Origin of the sequence: Streptomyces mirabilis (assembly GCF_018310535.1) — a bacterium.
In the GTDB taxonomy this organism is placed as follows: domain Bacteria; phylum Actinomycetota; class Actinomycetes; order Streptomycetales; family Streptomycetaceae; genus Streptomyces.
Genome location: NZ_CP074102.1, coordinates 6,294,667 through 6,317,120, shown reverse-complemented (window position 1 = coordinate 6,317,120; position 22,454 = coordinate 6,294,667). Strand labels below are relative to the sequence as shown.

Genomic DNA, 22,454 nt, shown 5'->3' with positions numbered 1-22,454 from the left:
TCAGCGCCAGGTGTCGCTGACGCTGTAACCCGTTCCCGAGCCGGTGCTGTAGGCGCGGTTGGCTCCGGACTCCCAAGTCACGTTTCCGGAGGAGTCCTTCTTGACGTACTTGTAGGCGAACGATGTCGACTTGGGCACGATGACCAGCCTGCCCCAGTACGGGTACGACGCCGAGGACAGCGGGATCGCGTCGGCGGTGTTCCAGGAGCCGAGGGAGGGGATGGAGCCGACGACGTACACGTTGGTGCCGTAGTCGGTGGTGGCGTTGACTGCGAAGGTCACGTCCGTGGCGTCGGCGTCGGCCACGTTCCAGGAGTTGTCGACCTCGACGGCCGAAGTGCCGGTCGTGAGGGTCCTGTTGGCGTTGGACTCCCAGGTGACGTTTCCGGACGAGTCCTTCTTCATGTACTTGTACTCGATGCTCGTGCTCGCCGGGACGGAGACGTCGGCCTTCCAGATCGGGTAGCCCGACGACGACAGCTTCACCGCGTTCGCCGCGTTCCAGCTGCCCAGCGCGGCGACCGAGCCGACCACGTACACATCGGTGCCGGTGGTGGTCGGGGCGTACTCGTCGAAGGTCGCGGTGACATCGGTGGAACCACCGCCGCCTCCGCCCCCACTGCCTCCGCCGCAGTTCACCGTGCAGACGTAGTCCGGGTCGTAGAAGGCGACCGCCGACTTCGCGGGCACGGTCAGGGAGGCCCTGCCGCCCGTGACGGTGACGGTTGTGGCGCCACCGTCGATCACATTCGGGTAGGTGCCGTCGGCCAGGCCCGTCGTGTACGTGTACGTGTTGGCGCCGGAGCTGTTGTTGATGGCGACGAAGCCCGCGCCGCCCCTGCCGAAGCCGATGACGTTCGAGGCCGGGGACTGCCAGTTGGCTACCGCGTAGCCGCTCGCCGCGTTGTGCCAGCCGATCATGCCGGAGACCGCGGTGTTGCGGTCGAGGCAGTACCAGCCGCTCGCGCAGTCGGTGTCGGTGACGAAACCGGCGGAGTTCGGCGGGGCCTCGTCGCTCTGGCTGAAGGTCCAGCCGGAGTAGACGGACGGGCGGCCGTAGCCCCGGGCCAGCTGGAAGACGTTGGCGAGGACCGCGGTGTCGCCGTCCTTGTAGCTGAGCGAGTAGCCGTTGCGCTCGGTGTCGTGGTTGGTCACGAAGGTGTTGGAGTTCGCCTCGGACGTCAGGCCCCAACTGCTGCCGAAGCTGGACAGGTTGGCGATGTCGCCCTGGAACTGGGACTTCACCTGCGCGGCGAAGGTGAAGTCGAGGACGTCACCGGTGCCGTAGTACTCGTCCTGTGAGGGCGGGGTGCCGGGGTAGATCTCCTGGGTGATGTACGGCGCCGAGCCGGAGGTCGTGGTGTGCAGTCCGGCGACGATGGCGCTCAGGTCGGCGGCGTCGATGTGTTTGGCCGCGTCGACACGGAAGCCGTCGACGCCCAGGTCGATCTGCTGATCGAGGAAGCCGATGATCTTCGTGCGGACGCCGCTCTCGGCGGTGTCCAGGTCGGGCAGGCCGAGCAGTTCGCAGTGCTGGACCTCGTACCGGTCGGACCAGTTGGAGATGGTCTTCGTGCAGTCGTCGCTGTCGGCGGGGTCGTAGTCGGGGGTGTCGTACTTGTTGGTGATGACCGTGCCGTTGTAGCCGGTGCCGGTCTGGGCGGCGGTGTGGTTGATCACGGCGTCCGTGTAGACCTTGATGCCGGCCGCGTGACACGTGTCGACCATGGTCTTGAACTGGGCCGCGGTGCCGAAGCGGCTGTTCAGGTTGTAGGCGTAGGGCTGGTAGACGTCCCACCAGTAGTAGTTCGTCTGCTTCAACGACTCCGCGGGCGGGGCGACCTGGACCGCCCCGTAGCCGGCCGGGTCGAGGACGTTCGTGCACTCGGCGGCGACCGACTTCCAGTTCCACTCCCACAGGTTGGCGATCACATCGCCGTTGGGGATGCCGGTGTCGGAGACGGCGGCGTGGGCGGCCGGAGCGGGCAGCGCGGCGGCTCCGCCGAGGGCCAGCAGTCCGGCTGTGGCCAGGGGTAACGCCCGTGATCTGATCCAGCGCATGACGGCAACTCCTTGCGGGGGGACGGAGGTGCGGGAATGCGGGCAACTGGGGTTCTGGGGAGTCGAGTTGACCGCGATGCGAGAGTGGGCGCGGCCAAGTGGCCGCGTCAATACACGCGTTGGAAGTTCTTTCGACATCTTGCTGAAACTCGAACCAACGGATAACTTCCGTTCCCCCCACCCGCACGACGAAGTGCAGGAGCACCCACATGGCAAGAAACATGGCCAGGAAAACACTTGCCGCCTCGTTCGCCCTCGCGGCGGGCCTGGCGGTCTCGGTGGCCCTCCCCCCGGGTGTCGCGGCGGCTTCTCCGCCGGGCACGAAGGACGTCACCGCCGTTCTGTTCGAGTGGAAGTTCGACTCGGTCGCCAAGGAATGCACCAACACGCTGGGGCCGGCCGGCTACGGCTATGTCCAGGTCTCGCCACCCGCCGAGCACATACAGGGCTCACAGTGGTGGACCTCGTACCAGCCCGTGAGCTACCGGATCGCTGGGCGGCTCGGTGACGCGACCGCCTTCCAGAACATGATCAACACCTGTCACGCGGCAGGCGTGAAGGTCGTGGCGGACACGGTCGTCAACCACATGGCGGCGGGTTCCGGCACCGGCACCGGCGGCTCTTCGTACACGAAGTACGACTACCCGGGCCTGTACTCCTCGTACGACATGGACGACTGCACGGCGACGGTCAGCGACTACACCGACCGCGCCAACGTCCAGAACTGCGAGCTCGTCGGGCTCGCCGACCTGGACACCGGCGAGGAGTACGTCCGCAAGACCATCGCCGGGTACATGAACAGCCTGCTCGGGTACGGCGTGGACGGCTTCCGCATCGACGCGGCCAAGCACATCCCGGCGGCCGACCTCGCCAACATCAAGTCGCGGCTGACCAATCCGTCGGTGTACTGGAAGCAGGAGGTCATCTACGGCGCCGGGGAGGCGGTCCAGCCGACCGAGTACACCGGCAACGGCGACGTACAGGAGTTCCGGTACGCCTACGACCTCAAGCGGGTCTTCAACAACGAGAACCTCGCCTACCTGAAGAACTACGGCGAGGGCTGGGGCTATATGAGCAGCTCCGTCGCGGGCGTCTTCGTCGACAACCACGACACCGAGCGCAACGGCTCGACGCTCAACTACAAGGACGGGGCGAACTACACCCTCGCCAACGTCTTCATGCTCGCCTACCCGTACGGCGCCCCGGACATCAACTCCGGCTACGAGTGGTCGGACGTGGACGCCGGGCCACCGGGCGGCGGCACGGTCAACGCCTGCTGGCAGGACGGCTGGAAGTGCCAGCACGCCTGGCCGGAGATCAAGTCGATGGTGGCCTTCCGCAACGCCACCCGGGGCCAGTCGGTCACCGACTGGTGGGACGACGGCAACGACGCGATCGCCTTCGGCCGGGGCGCCAAGGGGTACGTGGCCATCAACCACGAGTCGGGCTCGCTGACCCGGACCTATCAGACATCCCTCGCGGCGGGGACGTACTGCAATGTCCAGAACAACACCAGCGTCACGGTGAACAGCTCCGGACAGTTCACGGCGACCCTCGGCGCGAACACGGCGCTGGCGATCTACGCGGGCAAGACCAGTTGCTGAGCGGCCTCCGCGCGCCGCGCGGAAGGCCGTACGAGAGCCCGCACCGAAAGCGCCGTATCGGACATACCCGATACGGCGCTTTCCCCTTTGCGACCTCTTTGCGACACCTTGCGGTAACGGGAACGTCACGCTTGCGGGATCTTGCGGAAATTTCCTTGCAACGTCTTTCGCAAGGACTTGCAGCGCTGTTAGTTTCCTCCCCAGCCCGGCGGCCGTCGATGGGACAGACGGCACCCGCGGTCCTCCCAAGGGAAGATCCGGGCAAACCCTCTTCTAGGAGTTCATATGCGACGTGGCATATCGATCGCCGCCGCGGTGACCGTCATCGCGCTGACCGCGACCGCCTGTGGTGGTTCCGACGACAACTCGTCGAGCAAGCCGAAGGCCGCCGGCGACATTTCCGGGACGATCACGTACTGGGACACATCGGACGCGGCGACCGAAGCCCCGACGTACAAGGCTCTCATCAAGAAGTTCGAGGCCAAGTACCCGAAGATCAAGGTGAACTACCAGAGCGTCCCGTTCAGCGACGTCGAGCAGAAGTTCAAGTCGGCGGCGAAGAGCGGCAAGGGCGCCCCGGACGTCGTCCGCACCGACGTCGGCCTGATGGCCGAGTACGCCTCGCTCGGTTACATCGCGCCTCTCGACGGCACGATCGCGCTGAAGGACACCTCGGACTTCAACTCGGGCCCGCTGAACACCACCAAGTACAACGGCAAGACGTACGGCGTCCCCTCGGTCACCGACACCCTGGGTCTCCTCTACAACAAGGACCTCCTGAAGAAGGCCGGCATCGCGCAGCCGCCGACCACCTGGGACGAGTTCATCACCGACTCGAAGACCATCAAGAAGAAGACCGGGGCGTACGGCACCTACCTCAACCCCGACTCGTACTTCCTGCTCCCGCTGCTCTACAGCAACAACGCGGACATGGCCGACACCTCGGCCAAGAAGATCACCATCTCCGACGCCAACGCCGTCACCGCGATCACCACGGCGAAGAAGATCCAGGACGAGGCGTCGATGAAGGTCGACTACGCCAACGCCTACCAGAACATGCAGACGGCGTTCAAGACCGGCAAGGTCGCCATGCTGGTCCAGGGTCCCTGGTCGGTCAGCGAGGACCTGAGCGGCAGCGCCTTCAAGGGCAAGGAGACCAACCTCGGCTACGCGCCCGTCCCGGCCGGCCCCGGCGGCAAGGCCCAGGCGCCGACCGGCGGTCACAACCTCGCGGTCTACCAGGGCTCCAAGAACCTGGACGCCGGGTACCTCTTCACCCAGTTCATGACCTCGACCGACAGCCAGGTCGAGATCGCCAAGGGCACCGGCACGCTGCCGACCCGCAAGTCGGCGTACACGGCCGAGGTCACGGCGGACGCCAAGATCGCCGGCTTCAAGCCGATCCTGGAGCAGACCGCCCGCCCGCGCGTCGCGCTGCCGCAGGTCGGCTCGCTCTTCACGCCGCTCGCGCAGAACTACGTGAAGATCCTGCAGGGCAGCGAGGACGTCAAGGCCGGTCTCGACGCCACCGCCAAGGAGTTCCAGAAGCTCCTGCCCGGCTACACCATCGGCTGACCGGGCAACCCCTGATCCACCGGTAACCGAAGAACGCGCAGCCCCGGGGAACGTTTTCCCCGCTGCCGCCCCGAACGGGGCTCCCCCGGGGCTGCGGTCACCGGTTCCCTCAGGACCTCCGGGCCCCCGGGCCCAGGTCCACCAGCCCAGGGCCCCTGAACCCCGGGTTGACCAGACCTCCGGCCCCCGGGCCCCGGGCCCACCGGATCCCCGGACCCCAGGTCCACCGGATCCCCGGTCCACCAAACCCCTGGTCCCCCGGTCCGCCGGATCCCCGGGGGCCGCCGGACCCCGGGCCCCCAGATCTCCCGAGCCCCAGAAGATCTCCCGACCCCCAGACCTCCGCATTTCCGCCGCGAAAGAGCCGATGAGGATGACGACCGCAGCGAGCACCGAGAAGACCGACCTGCCCGCGCCCGGCAAGAACGCCGCGCGCCCCCCACGCGTTTCGGCGCTCCGGCGGTCCTGGGACAAGTACTGGTACGCCTGGGCCATGGTGGCCCCGGTCGCCATCGTCCTCACCGTCCTCGTCCTGTATCCGCTCGGGTACGGCATCTACCAGTCGCTGACCGACGCCAACGAGTCGAACGTGGCGTCCACCATCGGCGCCTTCCACCGCCCGGCCACCTACAAGTTCGTCGGCCTCGACAACTACTGGCACGTGCTGTCGGGCGCGGACAGCGACTTCTACCCCCGCCTGCTGTGGACGGTCATCTGGACGGTGTCCTGCGTGACCCTCCAGGTCGGCATCGGCATGGGCCTCGCGGTGCTGCTCAACCGCAAGGTCCGCTTCCGCGGTTTCTACCGCGCCATGCTGATCCTGCCCTGGGCCGTCCCCTCGTTCATCGGCGTCTTCGCCTGGCGGCTGATGCTCAACTCCCAGTACGGCGTCTTCAACGAGATCATCACCGCGTTCGGACTGCCGGCCCAGGACTGGCTCGGCACCCCGCTCGCCCAGAAGATCGCCGTCATCATGGTGAACGTCTGGATCGGCGTCCCCTTCAACATGGTCGCGGTGCTCGGCGGACTCCAGTCCATCCCCAAGGAGCTGTACGAGGCCGCCGAGATGGACGGCGCCTCCCCCTGGCAGCGCTTCGTCAACGTGACGCTGCCCGGCCTGCGCCCGGTGTCGAACACGGTGATCCTGCTCGGCTGCATCTGGACGTTCAACATGTTCAACGTCATCTATCTGCTGCTGGGCAACAACACGAGCGGCGACGCCGACATCCTCGTCACCTTCGCCTTCCGCAAGGCGTTCACCGGCATCTCGGACTACGCGGGCGCGGCGACGTACGGGATCATCATCCTCGCCCTCCTGCTGGCCTTCTCGACCTTCTACCGCCGCAGCACCCTGAAGTCCGAGCAGGCGTAAGGAGCCCTCGCCATGACCGCAGCAACCCACGAGTCCTCCGCGACCGCCGCCGCCGGCCGGTCCGCCGTGGCCACCCCCGGCAAGGTGCGCGGCCGCGAGGAGCGCAGCCTCGGCTCCTCGATCGCCCTGCACGGCACGCTGATCGTCGCCACGGTGATCGCGGCCTTCCCGGTGATGTGGATCCTGTTCATCTCGCTCGGCCCGAAGAACGCCTGGCAGCAGCCGAGCGAGGTGTTCTCGCATCTCAGCCTGCACAACTACAGCGATGTGCTGTCCCAGACGGACCTGCCGAAGTGGTTCCTGAACACCGTCGTCGTGGCGGGCGGCACCACCGTGCTCGGCGTCTTCCTCGCGGCGACCGCCGGATACGCGGTGTCCCGGATGAAGTTCCCCGGCAGCAGGCAGCTGATGTGGACCTTCCTGGTCACGCAGATGTTCCCCAGTATCGTGCTGATCGTGCCGCTGTATCTCCTTATGTCCGAGCTGAACCTGCTGGACAACTACCTCGGTCTGATCCTGGCGTACGCGACGACGGCGGTGCCGTTCTGCGCCTGGATGATGAAGGGGTACTTCGACACCATCCCCAAGGAGATAGACGAGGCGGGCCGGGTCGACGGGCTCACCCCGTTCGGCACGTTCTGGCGGCTGATCGTGCCGCTGGCCAAGCCGGGCCTCGCCGTGACCGCGTTCTACAGCTTCCTCACCGCCTGGGGCGAGGTCGCCTACGCCACGCAGTTCATGCAGTCCGACCACTACACGCTCGCCGTCGGCATCCGCACCTTCGCCCAGGACCAGCGGCCCGACTGGGCGTGGACCTCGGCCACGGCGATCATCATCACCCTTCCGGCGGCCCTCGTCTTCATGCTGGTGCAGCGCAGCCTGGTCTCCGGTCTGACCGCCGGAGGCACGAAATCCTGACGGCCCGCCCGCACTTAGCGGACCCCTCGTACTCAGCAAGCGCCTCCGTCGTTCCCCCCGCACCCCTAAGGGAATCCATGACCCAGCACGCCACCGACGCACTCCCCACCGACGCCTCCTCCGCCGCCTCCGGGCGCCGGGAGTGGTGGCGCGACGCGGTCATCTACCAGGTCTATCCGCGCAGCTTCGCGGACGGCAACGGCGACGGCATGGGTGATCTGCCCGGCGTCCGGGCCCGGCTCCCCTACCTCAAGGACCTCGGCGTCGACGCGGTGTGGCTGTCCCCCTTCTACGCCTCCCCACAGGCGGACGCGGGCTACGACGTGGCCGACTACCGCGCGGTGGACCCGATGTTCGGCAACCTCACGGACGCCGACGACCTGGTACGGGACGCGCACGGCCTGGGACTGCGGGTGATCGTCGACCTGGTGCCCAACCACTGCTCGGACCAGCACGAGTGGTTCAAGCAGGCGCTGCGCGAGGGCCCGGGTTCGCCGATCCGGGAGCGCTTCCACTTCCGTCCCGGCAAGGGTGAGAACGGCGAACTGCCCCCCAATGACTGGGAGTCCATCTTCGGCGGCCCGGCCTGGACCCGCGTCGAGGACGGCGAGTGGTACCTGCATCTGTTCGCGCCCGAGCAGCCCGACTTCAACTGGGACCACCCGGCCGTCCACGACGAGTTCCGCTCCATCCTGCGCTTCTGGCTGGACCTCGGCATCGACGGCTTCCGCATCGACGTCGCCCACGGCCTCGTCAAGGCGGCGGGTCTGCCCGACATCGGCCACGACGGGCAGGTCAAGCTGCTCGGCACCGAGGCCGTGCCGTACTTCGACCAGGACGGCGTGCACGAGATCTACCGCAGCTGGCGGCGGATCCTCGACGAGTACACGGGTGAGCGGATCGCGGTGGCCGAGGCGTGGACGCCGACCGTCGAGCGCAGCGCGCTGTACCTGCGCCCGGACGAGCTGCACCAGGCCTTCAACTTCTCCTATCTGACCACCGGCTGGAACGCGGCGGACCTGCGCGACGTCATCGACCGTTCGCTCGGCGCCATGAACGCCGTGCACGCGCCCGCGACCTGGGTCCTGTCCAACCACGACGTGGTTCGGCACTCCACGCGTCTCGCGGAAGGGGACGAGGCGCGTGGTCTGCGCCGGGCCCGGGCGGCGACCCTGCTCATGCTGGCGCTGCCCGGCTCGGCGTACCTCTACCAGGGCGAGGAGCTCGGACTGCCCGAGGTCGTCGACCTGCCCGACGAGGTCCGCCAGGACCCGGCGTTCTTCCGCAGCGCGGGCCAGGACGGCACCCGCGACGGCTGCCGGGTGCCGCTGCCGTGGTCCGGCGAGGTCGCGCCGTTCGGCTTCGGCCCGGTCGAGGGCGGCCCGAGCTGGCTGCCGCAGCCGGCCTCCTGGAAGAACCTCACGGTCGAGGCGCAGGAGGGCGACCCCACCTCGACGCTGGAGTTCTACCGCAGCGCGCTCGCCGTGCGCCGCGAGCACCCGGCGCTCGGCGCGGGCCGTCAGGTGACCTGGCTGCCGACGCCCGACGGGGTCCTCGCCTTCCGCCGTGACACCGCCGAGGGCTCCTTCGTGTGCACGGTGAACCTCACCTCGGCCCCCCTCCCGCTGCCCACCCCGGGCACCCTGCTGCTCGCCAGCGCGGACGTCGAGCCGGGTGCCGAAACGACCGAACTGCCCGCAGATTCAACGGTCTGGTGGGCAGCCTGAGATGCGACCGGTACAGTCCAATCCTGTGACCACACGGCTTGCCGACATCGCAGCCCAGGCGGGGGTCAGTGAGGCGACTGTCAGCCGCGTCCTGAACGGGAAGCCGGGCGTCGCCGCGACCACCCGCCAGTCCGTCCTGGCCGCGCTCGACGTCCTGGGCTATGAGCGTCCGGTCCGGCTGCGGCAGCGCAGCGAGGGCCTGGTGGGCCTGATCACCCCGGAGCTGGAGAACCCCATATTTCCGGCTCTGGCGCAAGTCATCGGCCAGGCCCTGACCCGCCAGGGCTACACCCCGGTCCTCGCCACCCAGACGCCGGGCGGCTCCACCGAGGACGAGCTGACGGAGATGCTGGTGGATCGGGGCGTCGCCGGCATCATCTTCGTCTCCGGTCTGCACGCCGACACCTCGGCGGATATGCAGCGCTACGAGCAGCTGCGCGCCCAGGGCGTCCCGTTCGTCCTGGTCGACGGTTTCTCCCCGAAGGTCCAGGCGCCCTTCATCTCCCCGGACGACCGCGCGGCGATGGCCCTCGCGGTCACGCACCTCGTCTCACTCGGGCACACCAACATCGGACTCGCCCTGGGTCCGAAGCGGTTCGTGCCCGTGCAGCGGAAGATCGAAGGCTTCGTGCGCACGATGCAGGAGCAGTTGGGGCTGAGCCCGGCCGACATCGAGGAGCGACTGGTCCAGCACTCGTTGTACACCCTGGAGGGCGGTCAGGCCGCGGCCACCGCCCTCATGGACCGGGGGTGCACGGCGGTGGTCTGCGCGAGCGACATGATGGCCCTCGGCGCGATAAGGGCGGCGCGTCAGCGGGGCCTGGAGGTACCGAAGGACATATCGGTCGTCGGCTTCGACGACTCCCCCCTGATCGCCTTCACCGACCCGCCCCTGACGACGATACGCAAGCCGGTCCCGGCCATGGGTCAGGCGGCGGTGCGGACGTTGCTGGAGGAGATCGGTGGAACTCCGGCGCCGCACAGTGAGTTCGTGTTCATGCCGGAGCTGGTGGTGCGCGGTTCGACCGCTTCGGCCCCTGGGGACCGGAATCGTCCCTGAGGAGGAGCGCATACGTTGCGCGTAGGACTCCTCCTGTCGTAGAACGTGCGGCCAGGACCCAACCAGGGGATGATCGGTCGCGGAACGCTTTTCTGGCAGACTTTGTGCCTATGGGTGAGACGACCGTGACGACACTGGAAGGCCAGGACCGGGCCGCTCCACGCCCCGTCGCGGAGGAGAACGCGGGGAAGGCGTTTCTGCGCCGGCTGCGCACCCCGCGTCGCCCCCGCTTCTGGTTCGAGATCCTGCTCATCGCCGTGAGTTACTGGACGTACTCACTGATCCGCAACGCCGTGCCCGAGCAGAAGCAGGAGGCGCTGAGCAACGCCGACTGGCTGTGGCGCATGGAGCACCACCTCGGGATCGCCGTCGAGCAGTCGGTCAACCACGCCGTGAACTCGGTGACATGGTTGATCATCGGGATGAACTACTACTACGCGACGCTGCACTTCGTCGTGACACTCGGGGTCCTGGTGTGGCTCTATCGCAGCCACCCCGGCCGGTACGCGGCGGCACGCCTCGCGCTCTTCGCCACCACGGCGGTGGCCCTGCTCGGCTACTACTTCTTCCCGCTGGCCCCGCCCCGCCTGATGAACGGCGGCGACTTCGTCGACACGGTGGTCGTCCACCACACGTGGGGTTCCATGGCCTCCGGGGACCTCAAGCACATGTCGAACCAGTACGCCGCGATGCCGTCGATGCACATCGGCTGGTCCCTGTGGTGCGGTCTGACCATCTTCGCCCTGGCCTCGGTGCCGTGGGTGCGTGTGCTGGGCCTGCTCTACCCGGCGGCCACGCTGCTGGTCATCGTCTCCACCGCCAACCACTTCTGGCTGGACGCGGTGGGCGGCATGCTGTGCCTGGCCTTCGGCTTCACGGTCGCCCGCCTCTGGTACGGCGCTCTGCCCTACGCCCTGCCCCGCTGGGTTCCCGGGACGCGTGGCGCGCCCCTGGTGCCGCTGGAGGCCTGACACCCGGAGCTGTCGTCGCACGGGCCCGTCGATCACCGACGGGCCCGTTTGCTGTCCGCCTCCGGTGCAGTCCCCGCGGTGCACCACGTGCCCGCCCGTCACCGTCAGCCGTACCGGCGCCTGGGCCGGCTCGTCCGCCGGTGCGGCCCCCGGATCGAGGCCGAAGGCCGTGAGGTCCGCCCGTAGCCCGGGAGCGATACGTCCCGTCTCGTGGCCCTCCCCCGCGGCGAGGGCGCGTGCGTCGTGCAGCCCTCCAGCGCCTGGATCCCGCGGAGGCCGCCCCCGGCGGCAGCGGCCCCCAGGGGCTCCCGGGCGGTCGCGAGCACCCCCCGGGCGTCGTACGGGGCGATCGGCCAGTCCGAGCCGAGGGCGACCACGGCACCGGCCTCCCGCAGCGCGCGGATCCGCCAGGCCCGCCCGGCCCGCTCGGTCCCGAGCCGCCGCGACCACTCGCCGCCGTGTTCACGGCGCGTGACAGCATCGTGGAACTCCTGCGCGAACGGGTGTCCTCGGCCGCACGCCCTGTCCCTGACCGTGAGCCGTCACCGCCCGACGTGAGCCGTCACCCGTCGGGGTGGGCCGCGCCCCGGAGCGCGTCCAGCAGCCCGTGCAACGCCGGCCGGTCCGCGGCACCGGGAGCCGCTTCCCGCACCGCCGCGTACAGAACCCGCACCGGCTCAGGAGCGCGCACCTTCCGCACCACCACATCGGGGTGCCGACTCCCCAGCCCGAGCCGGGGAATCAGACTCACTCCGAGCCCGGCCGCCACGAACCCCTGAGCGGTGGCGTAGTCCTCGCTCTGCACCGCGAACGAGGGCCGGAACCCGGCAGCCGCACAGGCGTCCAACTGCGCGTCGAGACAGGGCCCCGGCCACTCGCTCCCGACCCACGGCTCATCGGCCAGTTCCGCCAGTTCGAGCAGCCGCCGCCCCGCGAGCCGATGCCCCCTGGGCAGCACGACCCGGTACGGATCATCGAGCAGCCGCACCAGCCGTATGCCGTCGGGACCGGTACCGTCGGCCCGCACCACGAGGGCGAGATCGGCTCGCCCCTCCTTCACGTCGGGCAGCGGATCCTCCACATCGATCAGCTTCAACTCCACCCGCACGCCGGGGTGTTCGCGCCGAAACCGCGCCACGGCAGGAGCGACCAGCGCGGCCCCGGCCGTGGCGAAGTACCGCACCGCGAGCCGCCCCGTCCGCCCCGCCCGCAGATCCGCGAGGGCGGTCTCCGCCTCGGCGACCTGCCGCCCGATGGCGTCCGCGTACTCGGTCAGCAGCAGCCCCGCCGCGGTGGGCCGCACCCCGCGCCCGACCCGCTCCAGCAGCTCGGTCCCCGCCTGCTTCTCCAGCGCCCCGATCTGCTGACTGACGGCGGACGGTGTGTACCCCAGATCCGCCGCGGCCGCCGTCACCGACCCGCTGCTGACCACAGCCCGCAGCACCTGCATACGCCGCACATCAAGCATGAAGCACACCTTAACAGTGCATGCAAAACACTTCACTTGTCCTCAACTCAAAACCCAAGGACCGTAGGACGCATGCCAAGCCCCCAAGCCGCCACCCCCCTCCCTTCCTCTCTCCGGTCCTCTCTCCGGTCCTCTCTCCGCATGGCCGCCCTGGCGCTCCTCTGGGGCTCGGGCTTCCTCTGGATCAAACTGGCCCTGGACCACGGCATGTCCCCCGCCCACCTGACCCTCACGCGCTGCGCCCTGGGCACGGCGGTCCTCCTGCTCCTGGCCCGCGGGGCGCGTCAGCGCCTCCCCCGCTCCCGCGCCCTCTGGCTCCATGTGACCGTCGCGGCGCTGTTCTGCAACGCGATCCCCTTCGCCCTCTTCGCGCTCGGCGAGCAGACGGTCGACTCGGGGATCGCGGGCGTCATGAACGCGACCACTCCCCTCTGGTCGCTCCTCCTGGGCGCGGTCCTCGGCACGGACCGCGCCCTCCACCCCCTGCGCTTGACCGGCCTGCTCCTCGGCTTCGCGGGCGTCCTGCTGATCTTCGCCCCCTGGCAGCACGGCGGCCTGGCCGGCTGGGGCACCGGAGCCCTCCTGGCCGCCGCGGCGAGCTATGCGATCGCCTTCACCTACATGGCCCGCCACCTCACCCCCCGCGGTGCCCCCCTGGCCGTATCGGCGGCCCAACTCCTCATGGCCACGGCCTGGACGACCCTGGCCCTCCCCACGGCGGCCCCCACCCACCCCGACACCACGGCCCTGCTGGCCGTCACCGTTCTCGGCGTCTTCTCCACCGGCCTGACCTTCTACCTCAACTACCGCATGATCGCCGAAGAGGGCCCCACCAGCGCGGCCACGGTCGGCTACCTGCTCCCCGTGGTCTCGGTGACGCTCGGCGCCCTGGTCCTGAACGAGACGCTCGGCCTCCGCACACTGGCGGGCATGGCGGTGGTCCTGGCCGGAGTGGCAGCCACCCGCACCCGTCCCCGCGCGGAAGAAGCCGTGCCGGTACGTCAAAGCCCGTCGCTCACGTCCGGGTCTGGAAGCGGCTCCCCACAGGGCAACGCCTGATCCGGCGGCGACGGGCTGACGTACCGGCACGGCCCCGACCCGACCACCGAGCCGCACACACCCAAGCCCCAAGCCGCAGACCCCCGGCCCCGACCCAAGACCCCCAAGGCTCACGCCCCGTAGAACAGCACCTCCACCACGGCCCGAGCCCGCCGAGTGGTCCGCCGGTAGTCCTCGAGCATGTCGCCGACATGACCGGGCCCGTACCCCAAGTACCGCCCGACCGCGGCGAGTTCACGCCCGTCGGAGGGAAACGTGTCCCCGGCCCGCCCCCGTACCAGCATCACCGCGTTGCGCACCCGCGTCGCCAGCACCCACGCCTCGTCCAGGATGGCCGCGTCCTCCCCGGACACCAGCCCCGCCGCGCACGCCGCGCCCAGCGCCTCCCGTGTCCGAGTGGTCCGCAGCCCCGGCTCCGCCCACCCCTGCTGCAACTGGAACAGCTGCACGGTCCACTCCACGTCGGACAGCCCACCCCGCCCCAGCTTGGTGTGCAGCGTCGGATCGGCCCCGCGGGGCATCCGCTCCGACTCCATCCGGGCCTTCAGCCGCCGGATCTCCCGTACGGCGTCGTCACCGAGCCCCTCCGCGGGATACCGCAACGGATCGACCAGCTCGATGAACCGCCGCCCCAGGTCCTCGTCCCCCGCGACGAACTCGGCCCGCAGGAGGGCCTGCGACTCCCACACGAGCGACCACCGCCGGTAGTAGGCCCCGTAGGAGTTCAGCGTCCGCACCAAAGGCCCGGATTTCCCCTCGGGCCGCAGATCGGCGTCGATCAACAAGGGCGGATCCGCACTGGACACCTGAAGCAACCGCCGCATCTCGGAAACAACCGCGTTGGCCGCCCGAGATGCCTCCTGCTCGTCGACACCTTCCCGGGGCTCGTGCACGAACAGCACATCCGCGTCGGACCCGTAACCGAGCTCGTGCCCCCCGAACCGCCCCATCCCGATGACGGCGAACCGCGTGGGCAGCGTGTCCCCCCATCTGTCCCGCACCACGGCCCGCAGGGTCCCCGCCAGCGTCGCCGCCGTCAGGTCGGACACCGCACCGCCCACCTGGTCCACCAGCGCGCCCTGATCGGCGACGGCGGGGGTCTCCTCGGTGCCGTACGAGGCGACGATGTCCGCGGCGGCCGTACGGAACAGCTCCCGCCGCCGCACACCACGCGCGGCGGTCACCGCCTGCTCGCCCCCGTCGGCCCGCCTCACCGCGGCGAGGATCTCCTGCTCCAGATGGGCACGGCTGCGCGGTTCGAGGCCGCCGCCGTCCCCGTCACCGAGCAGCGCGACGGCCTCCGGCGCCCGCATCAACAGGTCGGGAGCGAGCCGCCCGGCCGACAGCACACGCGCCAGGTTCTCCGCCGCGGCCCCTTCGTCCCTCAACAGCCGCAGATACCAGGGGGTCTTGCCCAGGGCGTCCGAGACCTTGCGGAAGTTCAGCAACCCGGCGTCAGGATCGGCGGAATCCGCGAACCACCCCAACAGCACGGGCAGCAGGGTCCGCTGAATCGCGGCCTTGCGCGAGACCCCCGAAGCCAGCGCCTCCAAATGCCGCAGCGCCGCGGCCGGATCGGCGTACCCGAGGGCGACGAGCCGCTCCCGCGCCGCGGTCGGACTCAGCCGGCTCTCGCCCGGGGCGAGTTGGGCCACGGCATCCAGCAGCGGCCGGTAGAACAACTTCTCGTGCAGCCGCCGTACGACAGCCGCATGCCGCTTCCACTCACGGTTCAACTCGACGACGGGATCGGCCCGAAGGCCGAGCGAGCGCCCGATGCGCCGCAGATCGGCATCGTCCTCGGGCACCAGATGAGTCCGCCGCAGCCGGTAGAGCTGTATCCGGTGCTCCATGGTTCGCAGAAACCGATAGGCGTCGTCGAGCTGCACGGCGTCGGCCCGCCCGACATAACCACCGGCCGCGAGCGCTCCCAACGCGTCCAGCGTGGTCCCGCTGCGCAGCGAGGTGTCGGCCCGCCCGTGCACCAACTGGAGGAGCTGCACGGCGAATTCGACATCGCGCAGTCCCCCCGGTCCGAGCTTCAGCTCGCGCTCGATCTCGGCGACCGGGATGTTCTCCACGACCCGCCGACGCATCTTCTGTACGTCGGCGACGAAGTTCTCCCGCTCTGCGGCGTGCCACACCAGGGGCGCCAGCGTGGCCACGTACTCCTCGCCGAGCCCGAGGTCCCCGGCCACGGGCCGAGCCTTCAACAGGGCCTGGAACTCCCAGGTCTTGGCCCAGCGCTGGTAATAGGCGAGGTGGCTGCTCAAGGTCCGTACAAGCGGCCCGTTCCGCCCCTCGGGGCGCAGGTTCGCGTCGACCGGCCAGATGCTGCCCTCGACGGTGGTCTCGGAACAGATCCGCATCATGTGGGAGGCGAGCCGGGTGGCGGCCTGCAGCGCCTTGCGCTCGTCAGCCCCGTCCACCGCCTCCCCCACGAAGATGACATCGACGTCGGACACGTAGTTCAGCTCGTGCCCCCCGCACTTCCCCATCGCGATCACCGCGAGCCGGCACAGCGCGGCGTCGTCGGGCGCGGCGCTCCTGGCGATGGCGAGCGCGGCGCGCAGGGTGGCCGTGGCGAGGTCGGCGAGTTCGGCGGCGGTCTGGGCGAGGTCGGTGGTGCCGCACACGTCACGTGCGGCTATGGACAGCAGACAGCGCCGGTAGGCGACGCGCAGGGCGACGGGATCGGTCGCCTGCGCCAGCCCCCGCTCGAACTCCCGCACCCCGGGGTGGAGGTCCTGCGGCTCGTACGTCACGAGCTCCTGCCAGTCGCTCGGGTGCCGGGCGAGGTGGTCGGCGAGGGCGGCGGAGGCACCGAGGACACCGAGCAGCCGGTCGCGCAGCGGCTTGGCCGCGATCAAGGTGTCGAGGAGTTCCCGCTGGGCGATGTGGCCGTCCTGCGCCTCGACGAGCCGGACGAGCCCGAGCAGCGCGAGATCGGGATCGGCGGTGGCGCCGAGCGCGTCGAGGAGCACCGGATCGGACCGTACGGGCTCGAGCTCAGCGCCGTCCAGGAGGCGCTCGGCGGCCGACGGATCGGTGAAGCCGTGTCGCAGCAGCCGCGTGAAGGTACTGCTCCTGCGCCCCGGCGCCATCATCCTCGGCCCTCCCGTCGGATCAGGTCGCACGACCGGTCCGATCAAGGTCGTACGAGCCTGAGCCTAACCCCGGTCCCCACGGTGGCGCCCCGCGCCGGAATCGGCTTCCGTAGGAGGCGTCCTTGGAAGTGCCCCGTGCGAGCGGCGAGGAAAGTAAGAAAGGTAAGAAGGCGAGCGGGGTGGCGGCGACCAGGCAGGCCGGAAGGTAAGCAGTTCATCAGGTCTTCATCCCTCCGGTTGGGTGGCTTGGCGCAGGGGAATGTTGGCGTGTGCATGCTCTGTCCGCACCGCCACCGTCGCCTTCCCCCCACCGGAGGTCTGAAGTGTCCGGCAGAACCGTGTACCGCCGCAGTCGTGCCGTCGTGGCGTCCGCCCTCGCCTTCACCGCAGCCGCGGTGGGCCTGTGGACGGGCCTCGGCGGCTCCACCACCGCGCACGCCGCGGCCGGGGTGCCGACCCCGGACCACGTGGTCGTCGTGGTCTTCGAGAACCACGCGTACAGCCAGGTGATCGGCTCCTCCAGCGCCCCGTACATCAACTCGCTCAAGACAGGCGGCGCCAACCTCACCTCGTCGTACGCCGAGACGCACCCGAGCCAGCCCAACTACTACGCCCTCTTCTCCGGCTCCACCCAGGGCGTCACCGACGACAGCTGTGTCACCCCCGGCTTCTCCTCCGCCGCGAACCTCGCCTCCGAGGTGATCGCGGCGGGCAGGACCTGGGCCAGCTACAACGAGACGCTGCCCAGCCAGGGCTCCACGACGTGCAGCAGCGGCAACTACGCGCAGAAGCACAACCCGTGGTTCGGCTTCAGCAACGTACCGACGTCGTCCGCGAAGACCTTCACCCAGTTCCCGACGGACTACACGACGCTTCCGCAGGTCTCCTTCGTGGTCCCCAACCTGTGCAGCGACATGCACGACTGCTCGGTGTCGACCGGTGACACCTGGCTGAAGAACAACCTGGGCGCGTACGCGACCTGGGCCAAGACACACAACAGCCTGCTCGTCGTCACCTTCGACGAGGACAACCGGCTCAGCGGCAACAAGATCCCGACCGTGTTCTACGGCCAGCAGGTGACCGCGGGATCCACCAGCTCGACCACCTACAACCACTACGACCTGCTGCGCACCCTGGAGGACTCGCAGGGCCTGTCGACACACGCGGGCAACGCCGCCTCCGGCAAGGACATCACCGGCATCTGGACGTCCTGAGATGTATGTGGCGGACAGCCGCGCCTCCACGAGTGCGGCGTCCGCGGAAGGCGCCGTCCGGCTTCGTGTCGGACGGCGCCGTGCCGCGGTCGCGCCCACGGTGCTGGCGCTCGGTGCGGTCAGTCTCATCACCGACGTGTCGTCGGAGATGGTCACGGCGGTGCTGCCCCTGTACCTGGTGACGGGCCTCGGCCTGTCCCCGCTGGGCTTCGGCCTCCTGGACGGCATCTACAACGGCTTCTCGGCACTCGTCCGGCTGATCGGGGGCCACCTGGCCGACCGCGGCGGCGGCCGCCACAAGTGGGTGGCGGGCTTCGGCTACGCCCTCTCGGCGGCCTGCAAACCCCTGCTGCTCCTGGCTCACACGCTCACCCCGATCGGCCTGGTCCTGGCCGCCGACCGCACCGGCAAGGGCCTGCGCACGGCCCCGCGCGACGCGCTGATCTCGCTGTCGAGCACGCCGGAGACACGGGGGCGCGCGTTCGGCGTACACCGGGCGATGGACACGGCGGGCGCGCTGTTCGGTCCCCTCGTGGCCTTCCTGATCCTGCGGGCCACGGTCGACGGGTACGACGCGGTGTTCACGGTGAGCTTCTGCGTGGCGGTGGTGGGCGTACTGGTCCTGGTGCTGTTCGTGCCGAACGGTGCGCGTACGACAGCGACCGGGGCAGGAACAGGGACGGCACCGGCGGGAACCCCCGGGGACACGGCACCTCGTCCCACGCTCCGCGCGGCCCTCGCCCTCCTCGCCCGCCCCGACCTGCGCCGCGTCACCCTCTGCGCGCTCCTCCTGGGCCTCGCGACGGTCAGCGACTCCTTCGTCTACCTGCTCCTCCAGCGCCGCCTGGGCGTACCGGACCGCTGGTTCGCGCTGCTGCCTCTCGGCACGGCGGCGGCGTTCCTGCTCCTGGCCGTCCCGCTCGGCCGCCTCGCGGACCGGGTCGGCCGCTGGCGGGTGTTCCTGGCCGGCCACGGCGCCCTGCTCCTCGCGTACGCCCTCCTGCTCACCTCCTGGCACGGAACGGCACTGCCGTACGCCGTCCTGCTCCTGCACGGCTGCTTCTACGCCGCCACCGACGGCGTACTGATGGCGGTGGCCTCGGAGAGCGTGCCCGAGGAACTGCGCTCGTCCGGTCTCGCCCTCGTCCAGACGGGCCAGGCCCTGGCTCGTTTCGTCTGCTCGCTCGGCTTCGGCGCGGCGTGGACGGCTTGGGGCGACCGCACGGCGCTCACGGCGTCGACGGTGGCGCTGGCGCTCTGCGCCCTGTTCGCGCTCACGCTCCGCCGTCCCACCCCCTCCGCCCCTTCAGAAGGCCTCGCATGACCCTCCGTACCCGCATCCTGGTCCTGATCTCGGCCCTGATCGTCCTGGCGGGCGTGGCCACGGCCTCCGTCCTGCACGCCTCGGCCCGCGCGGACCGCAAGAACCAGGCCCAGCCCGGCGGCCCGAGGATCACCGCGGGCACGGTCGCGCTCACCACCGGGTCCGGGAGCCGCATGATCTTCCGGAACATGGCCTGGGGCCCGCACCGCGACGAACTGACGACGGTCCCGGCATCGAACCCCTCGGGACCCCGAACGGCGTCGAAGGTCAAATGCCTCCGCTTCTACGCGGCCGCGGGCACCGGCGTCTGCCTCCAGTCGGTGCACGGACCGGTCCAGGACACCTACCGGGCCGTCATCCTCGACGCGCGCCTGCGCGAGACGGCCCGCTACGACGTCCCCGGCATCCCGTCCCGCGCCCGCGTCTCCCCCAGCGGCCGGTACGCCGCGTGGACGGCCTTCGTCGGCGGCGACTCGTACGCGGGTACGAACTTCTCCACACGCGCGGCGATCGTGGACACGAGAACAGGGAAACTGACCCCCTCCTTGGAGACGTTCCGCGTCATCAAGGACGGCAGGACGTACCACACGGCGGACGTCAACTTCTGGGGCGTCACGTTCGCGGCCGACGACCGCACGTTCTACGCGACGCTGGCGACGAAGGGCAGAACGTACCTCGTCCGAGGAGACTTCCGGACCCGCACCCTCACGACCCTCCACACCAACGTCGAATGCCCGTCCCTCTCCCCCGACGGCACGCGCGTCGCCTACAAGAAGCGCGTGCCAGGCCTGTCGAAGGACGCCCCCTGGCACCTGTACGTCCTCGACCTGCGCACCATGCGCGAAACCCCGCTGGCCGAGCCCCGCAGCGTCGACGACCAGGTGGTCTGGCGCGACGCCCGCACGATCGTCTACGCCCTCCCCGGCGACTACGGAGCCGACCTCTACACCGTCCCGTCCGACGGCACGGGAAAGCCGCGGCGCATCAGCACCGCGGCGGTGTCTCCCGCGTACGTGAACTAGACGACGGCGTACGTGAACCAGGCGACGGCGTACGCGAACCGGACAAAGGCCTACGCGAACCGGGCGAAGGCGCCCTGGGTGGTGAAGGCCAGCTTGGCGAAGCGTTCGCCGACACGGCGATGGGTGGCGGCGTCCGGGTGGAGCTGGTCGGGCAGCGGCAACTCGGCGAAGTCGGCCTCACCGTAGAGGTCCAGGCCGTCCAGGTAGTGCAGGTTCGGGTCCTCGGCCGCCCGCTGCTCCACGATCCGGGCCAGCTCGTCGCGGATGACACGCAACGTCAGTTTCCCGCTCGCGCGCTCCGCCGGATCCCCCGCGGCCAGGAACCGCAGCCGCCCCGCGCCGAGATCGGAGAAGTCAGGGGCGCTGGGCCCTGGCGTGTCCTCATGGATGGGACAGAGAAGAGGCGAAACGACCAACAGCGGCGTGGCGGGATGCCCCTCACGCACGGTGTCGAGAAAGCCGTGCACCGCCGGGCCGAAGGCACGCAACCGCATCGCATCGGTGTTGACCAGATTGATCCCGATCTTGACGCTGATCAGGTCGGCAGCGGTGTCCCGCATGGCCCGCGCGGTGAACGGATCGAGCAGAGCGCTCCCGCTCAACCCCAGGTTGATCAGTTCCACGCCGGCGAGGGAGGCGGCGAGCGCGGGCCAGGTGGAGGTGGGCCCGGCGGCGTCGGAACCGTGACTGATCGAGCTGCCGTGATGCAGCCACACCTCGCGTCCCCGGTCCGGCACGGGCTCGACAGGGGCGTCGGTGCGCAGGGCGACCAGTTCGGTGGTCTCGTTGTGCGGCAGCCAGATCTCGACGTCCTTGACACCGTCGGACAGACCGTCGAAACGGAGGGTACCGACCGCTCCCGGCCGGGTCGAGGCCGCTCCGGTGGCCATGTCGATGGTCATCGCGTTGCCGCCCGTCACGCTCGCCTGCCCCGCCGGCCGGCCGTCGACGACCAACTCGTACACCCCGTCCGGACGGGGCGGCGCACCCACGTAGACGAGCTTGGTGGGCAACGTGTCCAGCTCGACGGCCGTGGCCCGGGTACGGAAGACCAGCCGTACGCCGGAGGGCTGGGCCTCGGCCATGGCGAGCTGTCCGTCGGGGATCTGTCTGCGGGCCCGGGCGGGCAGCCGGTGCGGGAGGACACCGTGTTCGGTGGGCTCCAGGTCGAGGGCGCCGCGCAGGAGGTCGGCAGTGACGGTCGTGGTGATCCAGTCGTGGTCGGTGGTGGTCATGGCTTCGGTGCCTCCATCAGGACTCTCGGGCGCCGGAATCGACCGGGGGGACGATCCCGGCGGAACGATCAGGGGGCGGATGCGGGCGCGGTTGCTGTTGTCGCTGCTGCGCTGGCGGGCCAGTTCCGCAGCAGCGCGTCGAGGGCGTCCAGCATCCGCACCCAGGTCTCCTGCGTATCGGGGGCGCTGTGGCTGAACCCTCCCCCCATCTCCAGGCTGACGTAGCCGTGGAAGAAGCTGCCCAGCAGCCGAACGGCGTGCGTCTGATCCGGCTCCGTCAGCTCGTAGCCACGCAGGATCGCCCGCGTCATCTGCGCGTGCCGCCCACCGGCGCTGGCTGCGGCCGCTTCCGGGTCGAGCCTGAACTGGGCGGCGGCGTAACGGCCGGGATGCTCCCTGGCGTAGTCGCGGTAGACGTTCGCGAGAGCGGCCAGGGCGTCCTTGCCGGCCCGCCCGGCCAGCGCGGCGGCGCCCCGGTCGGCGAGTTCCTCCAGGGCGAGCAGGGCGATCCGGGTCTTGAGGTCCTGGGAGTTCTTCACGTGCGAGTACAGGCTCGCGACCTTCACGTCGAAGCGTCTGGCGAGCTCCGAGACGGTCACCTGCTCGAAGCCGACCTCGTCGGCCAGCTCGGCCCCCGCGAGGACCAGACGTTCCGTGGTCAACCCGACGCGCACCATAACCTTCCTCCCATTCACCATTAACAGCCCATGCATTTGCCTAACACCTTTAGGCAATTT

General features: G+C 69.8%; 16 protein-coding genes and 1 pseudogene. 11 read left to right on the top strand and 6 right to left on the bottom strand.

What is annotated here, in order from left to right; all coding sequences use genetic code 11:
* Positions 1–2,061, bottom strand: a complete 2,061-nt coding sequence (locus SMIR_RS27830) for a carbohydrate-binding module family 20 domain-containing protein (protein ID WP_168490752.1) — start codon at positions 2,059–2,061, stop codon at positions 1–3.
* Between the two features lie 221 nt (positions 2,062–2,282).
* On the opposite strand from SMIR_RS27830, the gene SMIR_RS27825 reads away from it, so the two are divergent.
* The 7 genes from SMIR_RS27825 (at position 2,283) to SMIR_RS27795 (ending at position 11,288) form a co-directional block, all read left to right on the top strand.
* Entirely contained in the window at positions 2,283–3,665 is a 1,383-nt protein-coding gene (locus SMIR_RS27825; RefSeq protein ID WP_168500970.1) for an alpha-amylase, read from the top strand.
* A 285-nt stretch (positions 3,666–3,950) separates the two neighbouring features.
* Positions 3,951–5,240, top strand: coding sequence for an extracellular solute-binding protein (locus tag SMIR_RS27820; protein ID WP_168490756.1), 1,290 nt, complete (start codon positions 3,951–3,953; stop codon positions 5,238–5,240).
* A gap of 373 nt (positions 5,241–5,613) precedes the next feature.
* Entirely contained in the window at positions 5,614–6,612 is a 999-nt protein-coding gene (locus tag SMIR_RS27815; protein ID WP_168490757.1) for a carbohydrate ABC transporter permease, read from the top strand.
* A gap of 12 nt (positions 6,613–6,624) precedes the next feature.
* On the top strand, positions 6,625–7,530 hold the full coding sequence (locus SMIR_RS27810; protein WP_101405538.1) for a sugar ABC transporter permease: 906 nt from the start codon (positions 6,625–6,627) through the stop codon (positions 7,528–7,530).
* A 77-nt stretch (positions 7,531–7,607) separates the two neighbouring features.
* Positions 7,608–9,257, top strand: coding sequence for a glycoside hydrolase family 13 protein (locus SMIR_RS27805; RefSeq protein WP_212727523.1), 1,650 nt, complete (start codon positions 7,608–7,610; stop codon positions 9,255–9,257).
* Between the two features lie 25 nt (positions 9,258–9,282).
* Entirely contained in the window at positions 9,283–10,317 is a 1,035-nt protein-coding gene (locus SMIR_RS27800; protein WP_054230823.1) for a LacI family DNA-binding transcriptional regulator, read from the top strand.
* 110 nt (positions 10,318–10,427) lie between these two features.
* Positions 10,428–11,288: a phosphatase PAP2 family protein gene (locus tag SMIR_RS27795; protein WP_168490760.1), complete on the top strand. Its 861-nt coding sequence runs from the start codon at positions 10,428–10,430 to the stop codon at positions 11,286–11,288.
* Positions 11,289–11,360: 72 nt separating this feature from the next.
* Here SMIR_RS27795 and SMIR_RS43700 read toward each other — a convergent pair.
* A pseudogene (locus SMIR_RS43700) lies at positions 11,361–11,773 on the bottom strand (amidohydrolase family protein); the annotation flags it as partial.
* 77 nt (positions 11,774–11,850) lie between these two features.
* Positions 11,851–12,756 (bottom strand): LysR family transcriptional regulator, encoded by a 906-nt coding sequence (locus tag SMIR_RS27790; RefSeq protein WP_168490763.1) that lies wholly within the window; start codon positions 12,754–12,756, stop codon positions 11,851–11,853.
* A 141-nt stretch (positions 12,757–12,897) separates the two neighbouring features.
* On the opposite strand from SMIR_RS27790, the gene SMIR_RS27785 reads away from it, so the two are divergent.
* The gene (locus SMIR_RS27785; RefSeq protein ID WP_168490765.1) at positions 12,898–13,815 is read left to right on the top strand and encodes a DMT family transporter; all 918 of its coding nucleotides are present in this window, start codon (positions 12,898–12,900) and stop codon (positions 13,813–13,815) included.
* Between the two features lie 110 nt (positions 13,816–13,925).
* Here the strand turns inward: SMIR_RS27785 and SMIR_RS27780 are convergent, their stop codons facing one another.
* Positions 13,926–16,922 (bottom strand): bifunctional [glutamine synthetase] adenylyltransferase/[glutamine synthetase]-adenylyl-L-tyrosine phosphorylase, encoded by a 2,997-nt coding sequence (locus SMIR_RS27780; RefSeq protein ID WP_168490767.1) that lies wholly within the window; start codon positions 16,920–16,922, stop codon positions 13,926–13,928.
* Positions 16,923–17,245: 323 nt separating this feature from the next.
* Between SMIR_RS27780 and SMIR_RS27775 the strand changes: the two genes are divergently transcribed.
* The 3 genes from SMIR_RS27775 to SMIR_RS27765 are packed head-to-tail and all read left to right on the top strand — an operon-like array spanning position 17,246 to position 20,482.
* Positions 17,246–18,136: an alkaline phosphatase family protein gene (locus SMIR_RS27775; RefSeq protein WP_168490771.1), complete on the top strand. Its 891-nt coding sequence runs from the start codon at positions 17,246–17,248 to the stop codon at positions 18,134–18,136.
* A gap of 1 nt (position 18,137) precedes the next feature.
* Positions 18,138–19,460 (top strand): MFS transporter, encoded by a 1,323-nt coding sequence (locus SMIR_RS27770; protein ID WP_212727522.1) that lies wholly within the window; start codon positions 18,138–18,140, stop codon positions 19,458–19,460.
* On the top strand, positions 19,457–20,482 hold the full coding sequence (locus SMIR_RS27765; protein ID WP_212727521.1) for a TolB family protein: 1,026 nt from the start codon (positions 19,457–19,459) through the stop codon (positions 20,480–20,482). Before SMIR_RS27770 ends, SMIR_RS27765 begins: the two co-directional genes overlap by 4 nt.
* A 50-nt stretch (positions 20,483–20,532) precedes the next feature.
* Here SMIR_RS27765 and SMIR_RS27760 read toward each other — a convergent pair whose 3' ends face one another.
* Both SMIR_RS27760 and SMIR_RS27755 read right to left on the bottom strand, forming a co-directional pair.
* Positions 20,533–21,717, bottom strand: coding sequence for a GDSL-type esterase/lipase family protein (locus SMIR_RS27760; protein ID WP_212727520.1), 1,185 nt, complete (start codon positions 21,715–21,717; stop codon positions 20,533–20,535).
* 68 nt (positions 21,718–21,785) lie between these two features.
* Positions 21,786–22,394, bottom strand: a complete 609-nt coding sequence (locus SMIR_RS27755; RefSeq protein ID WP_168490775.1) for a TetR/AcrR family transcriptional regulator — start codon at positions 22,392–22,394, stop codon at positions 21,786–21,788.
* Positions 22,395–22,454 lie beyond the last annotated feature (60 nt).

Excerpts from the sequence above, each read along its gene's own strand:
- SMIR_RS27830 (WP_168490752.1), bottom strand. The coding sequence starts at position 2,061 with ATGCGCTGGATCAGATCACGGGCGTTACCCCTGGCCACAGCCGGACTG.
- SMIR_RS27825 (WP_168500970.1), top strand. The coding sequence starts at position 2,283 with ATGGCCAGGAAAACACTTGCCGCCTCGTTCGCCCTCGCGGCGGGCCTG.
- SMIR_RS27820 (WP_168490756.1), top strand. The coding sequence starts at position 3,951 with ATGCGACGTGGCATATCGATCGCCGCCGCGGTGACCGTCATCGCGCTG.
- SMIR_RS27815 (WP_168490757.1), top strand. The coding sequence starts at position 5,614 with ATGACGACCGCAGCGAGCACCGAGAAGACCGACCTGCCCGCGCCCGGC.
- SMIR_RS27810 (WP_101405538.1), top strand. The coding sequence starts at position 6,625 with ATGACCGCAGCAACCCACGAGTCCTCCGCGACCGCCGCCGCCGGCCGG.
- SMIR_RS27805 (WP_212727523.1), top strand. The coding sequence starts at position 7,608 with ATGACCCAGCACGCCACCGACGCACTCCCCACCGACGCCTCCTCCGCC.
- SMIR_RS27795 (WP_168490760.1), top strand. The coding sequence starts at position 10,428 with ATGGGTGAGACGACCGTGACGACACTGGAAGGCCAGGACCGGGCCGCT.
- SMIR_RS27790 (WP_168490763.1), bottom strand. The coding sequence starts at position 12,756 with ATGCTTGATGTGCGGCGTATGCAGGTGCTGCGGGCTGTGGTCAGCAGC.
- SMIR_RS27785 (WP_168490765.1), top strand. The coding sequence starts at position 12,898 with ATGGCCGCCCTGGCGCTCCTCTGGGGCTCGGGCTTCCTCTGGATCAAA.
- SMIR_RS27780 (WP_168490767.1), bottom strand. The coding sequence starts at position 16,922 with ATGATGGCGCCGGGGCGCAGGAGCAGTACCTTCACGCGGCTGCTGCGA.
- SMIR_RS27770 (WP_212727522.1), top strand. The coding sequence starts at position 18,138 with ATGTATGTGGCGGACAGCCGCGCCTCCACGAGTGCGGCGTCCGCGGAA.
- SMIR_RS27765 (WP_212727521.1), top strand. The coding sequence starts at position 19,457 with ATGACCCTCCGTACCCGCATCCTGGTCCTGATCTCGGCCCTGATCGTC.
- SMIR_RS27760 (WP_212727520.1), bottom strand. The coding sequence starts at position 21,717 with ATGACCACCACCGACCACGACTGGATCACCACGACCGTCACTGCCGAC.
- SMIR_RS27755 (WP_168490775.1), bottom strand. The coding sequence starts at position 22,394 with ATGGTGCGCGTCGGGTTGACCACGGAACGTCTGGTCCTCGCGGGGGCC.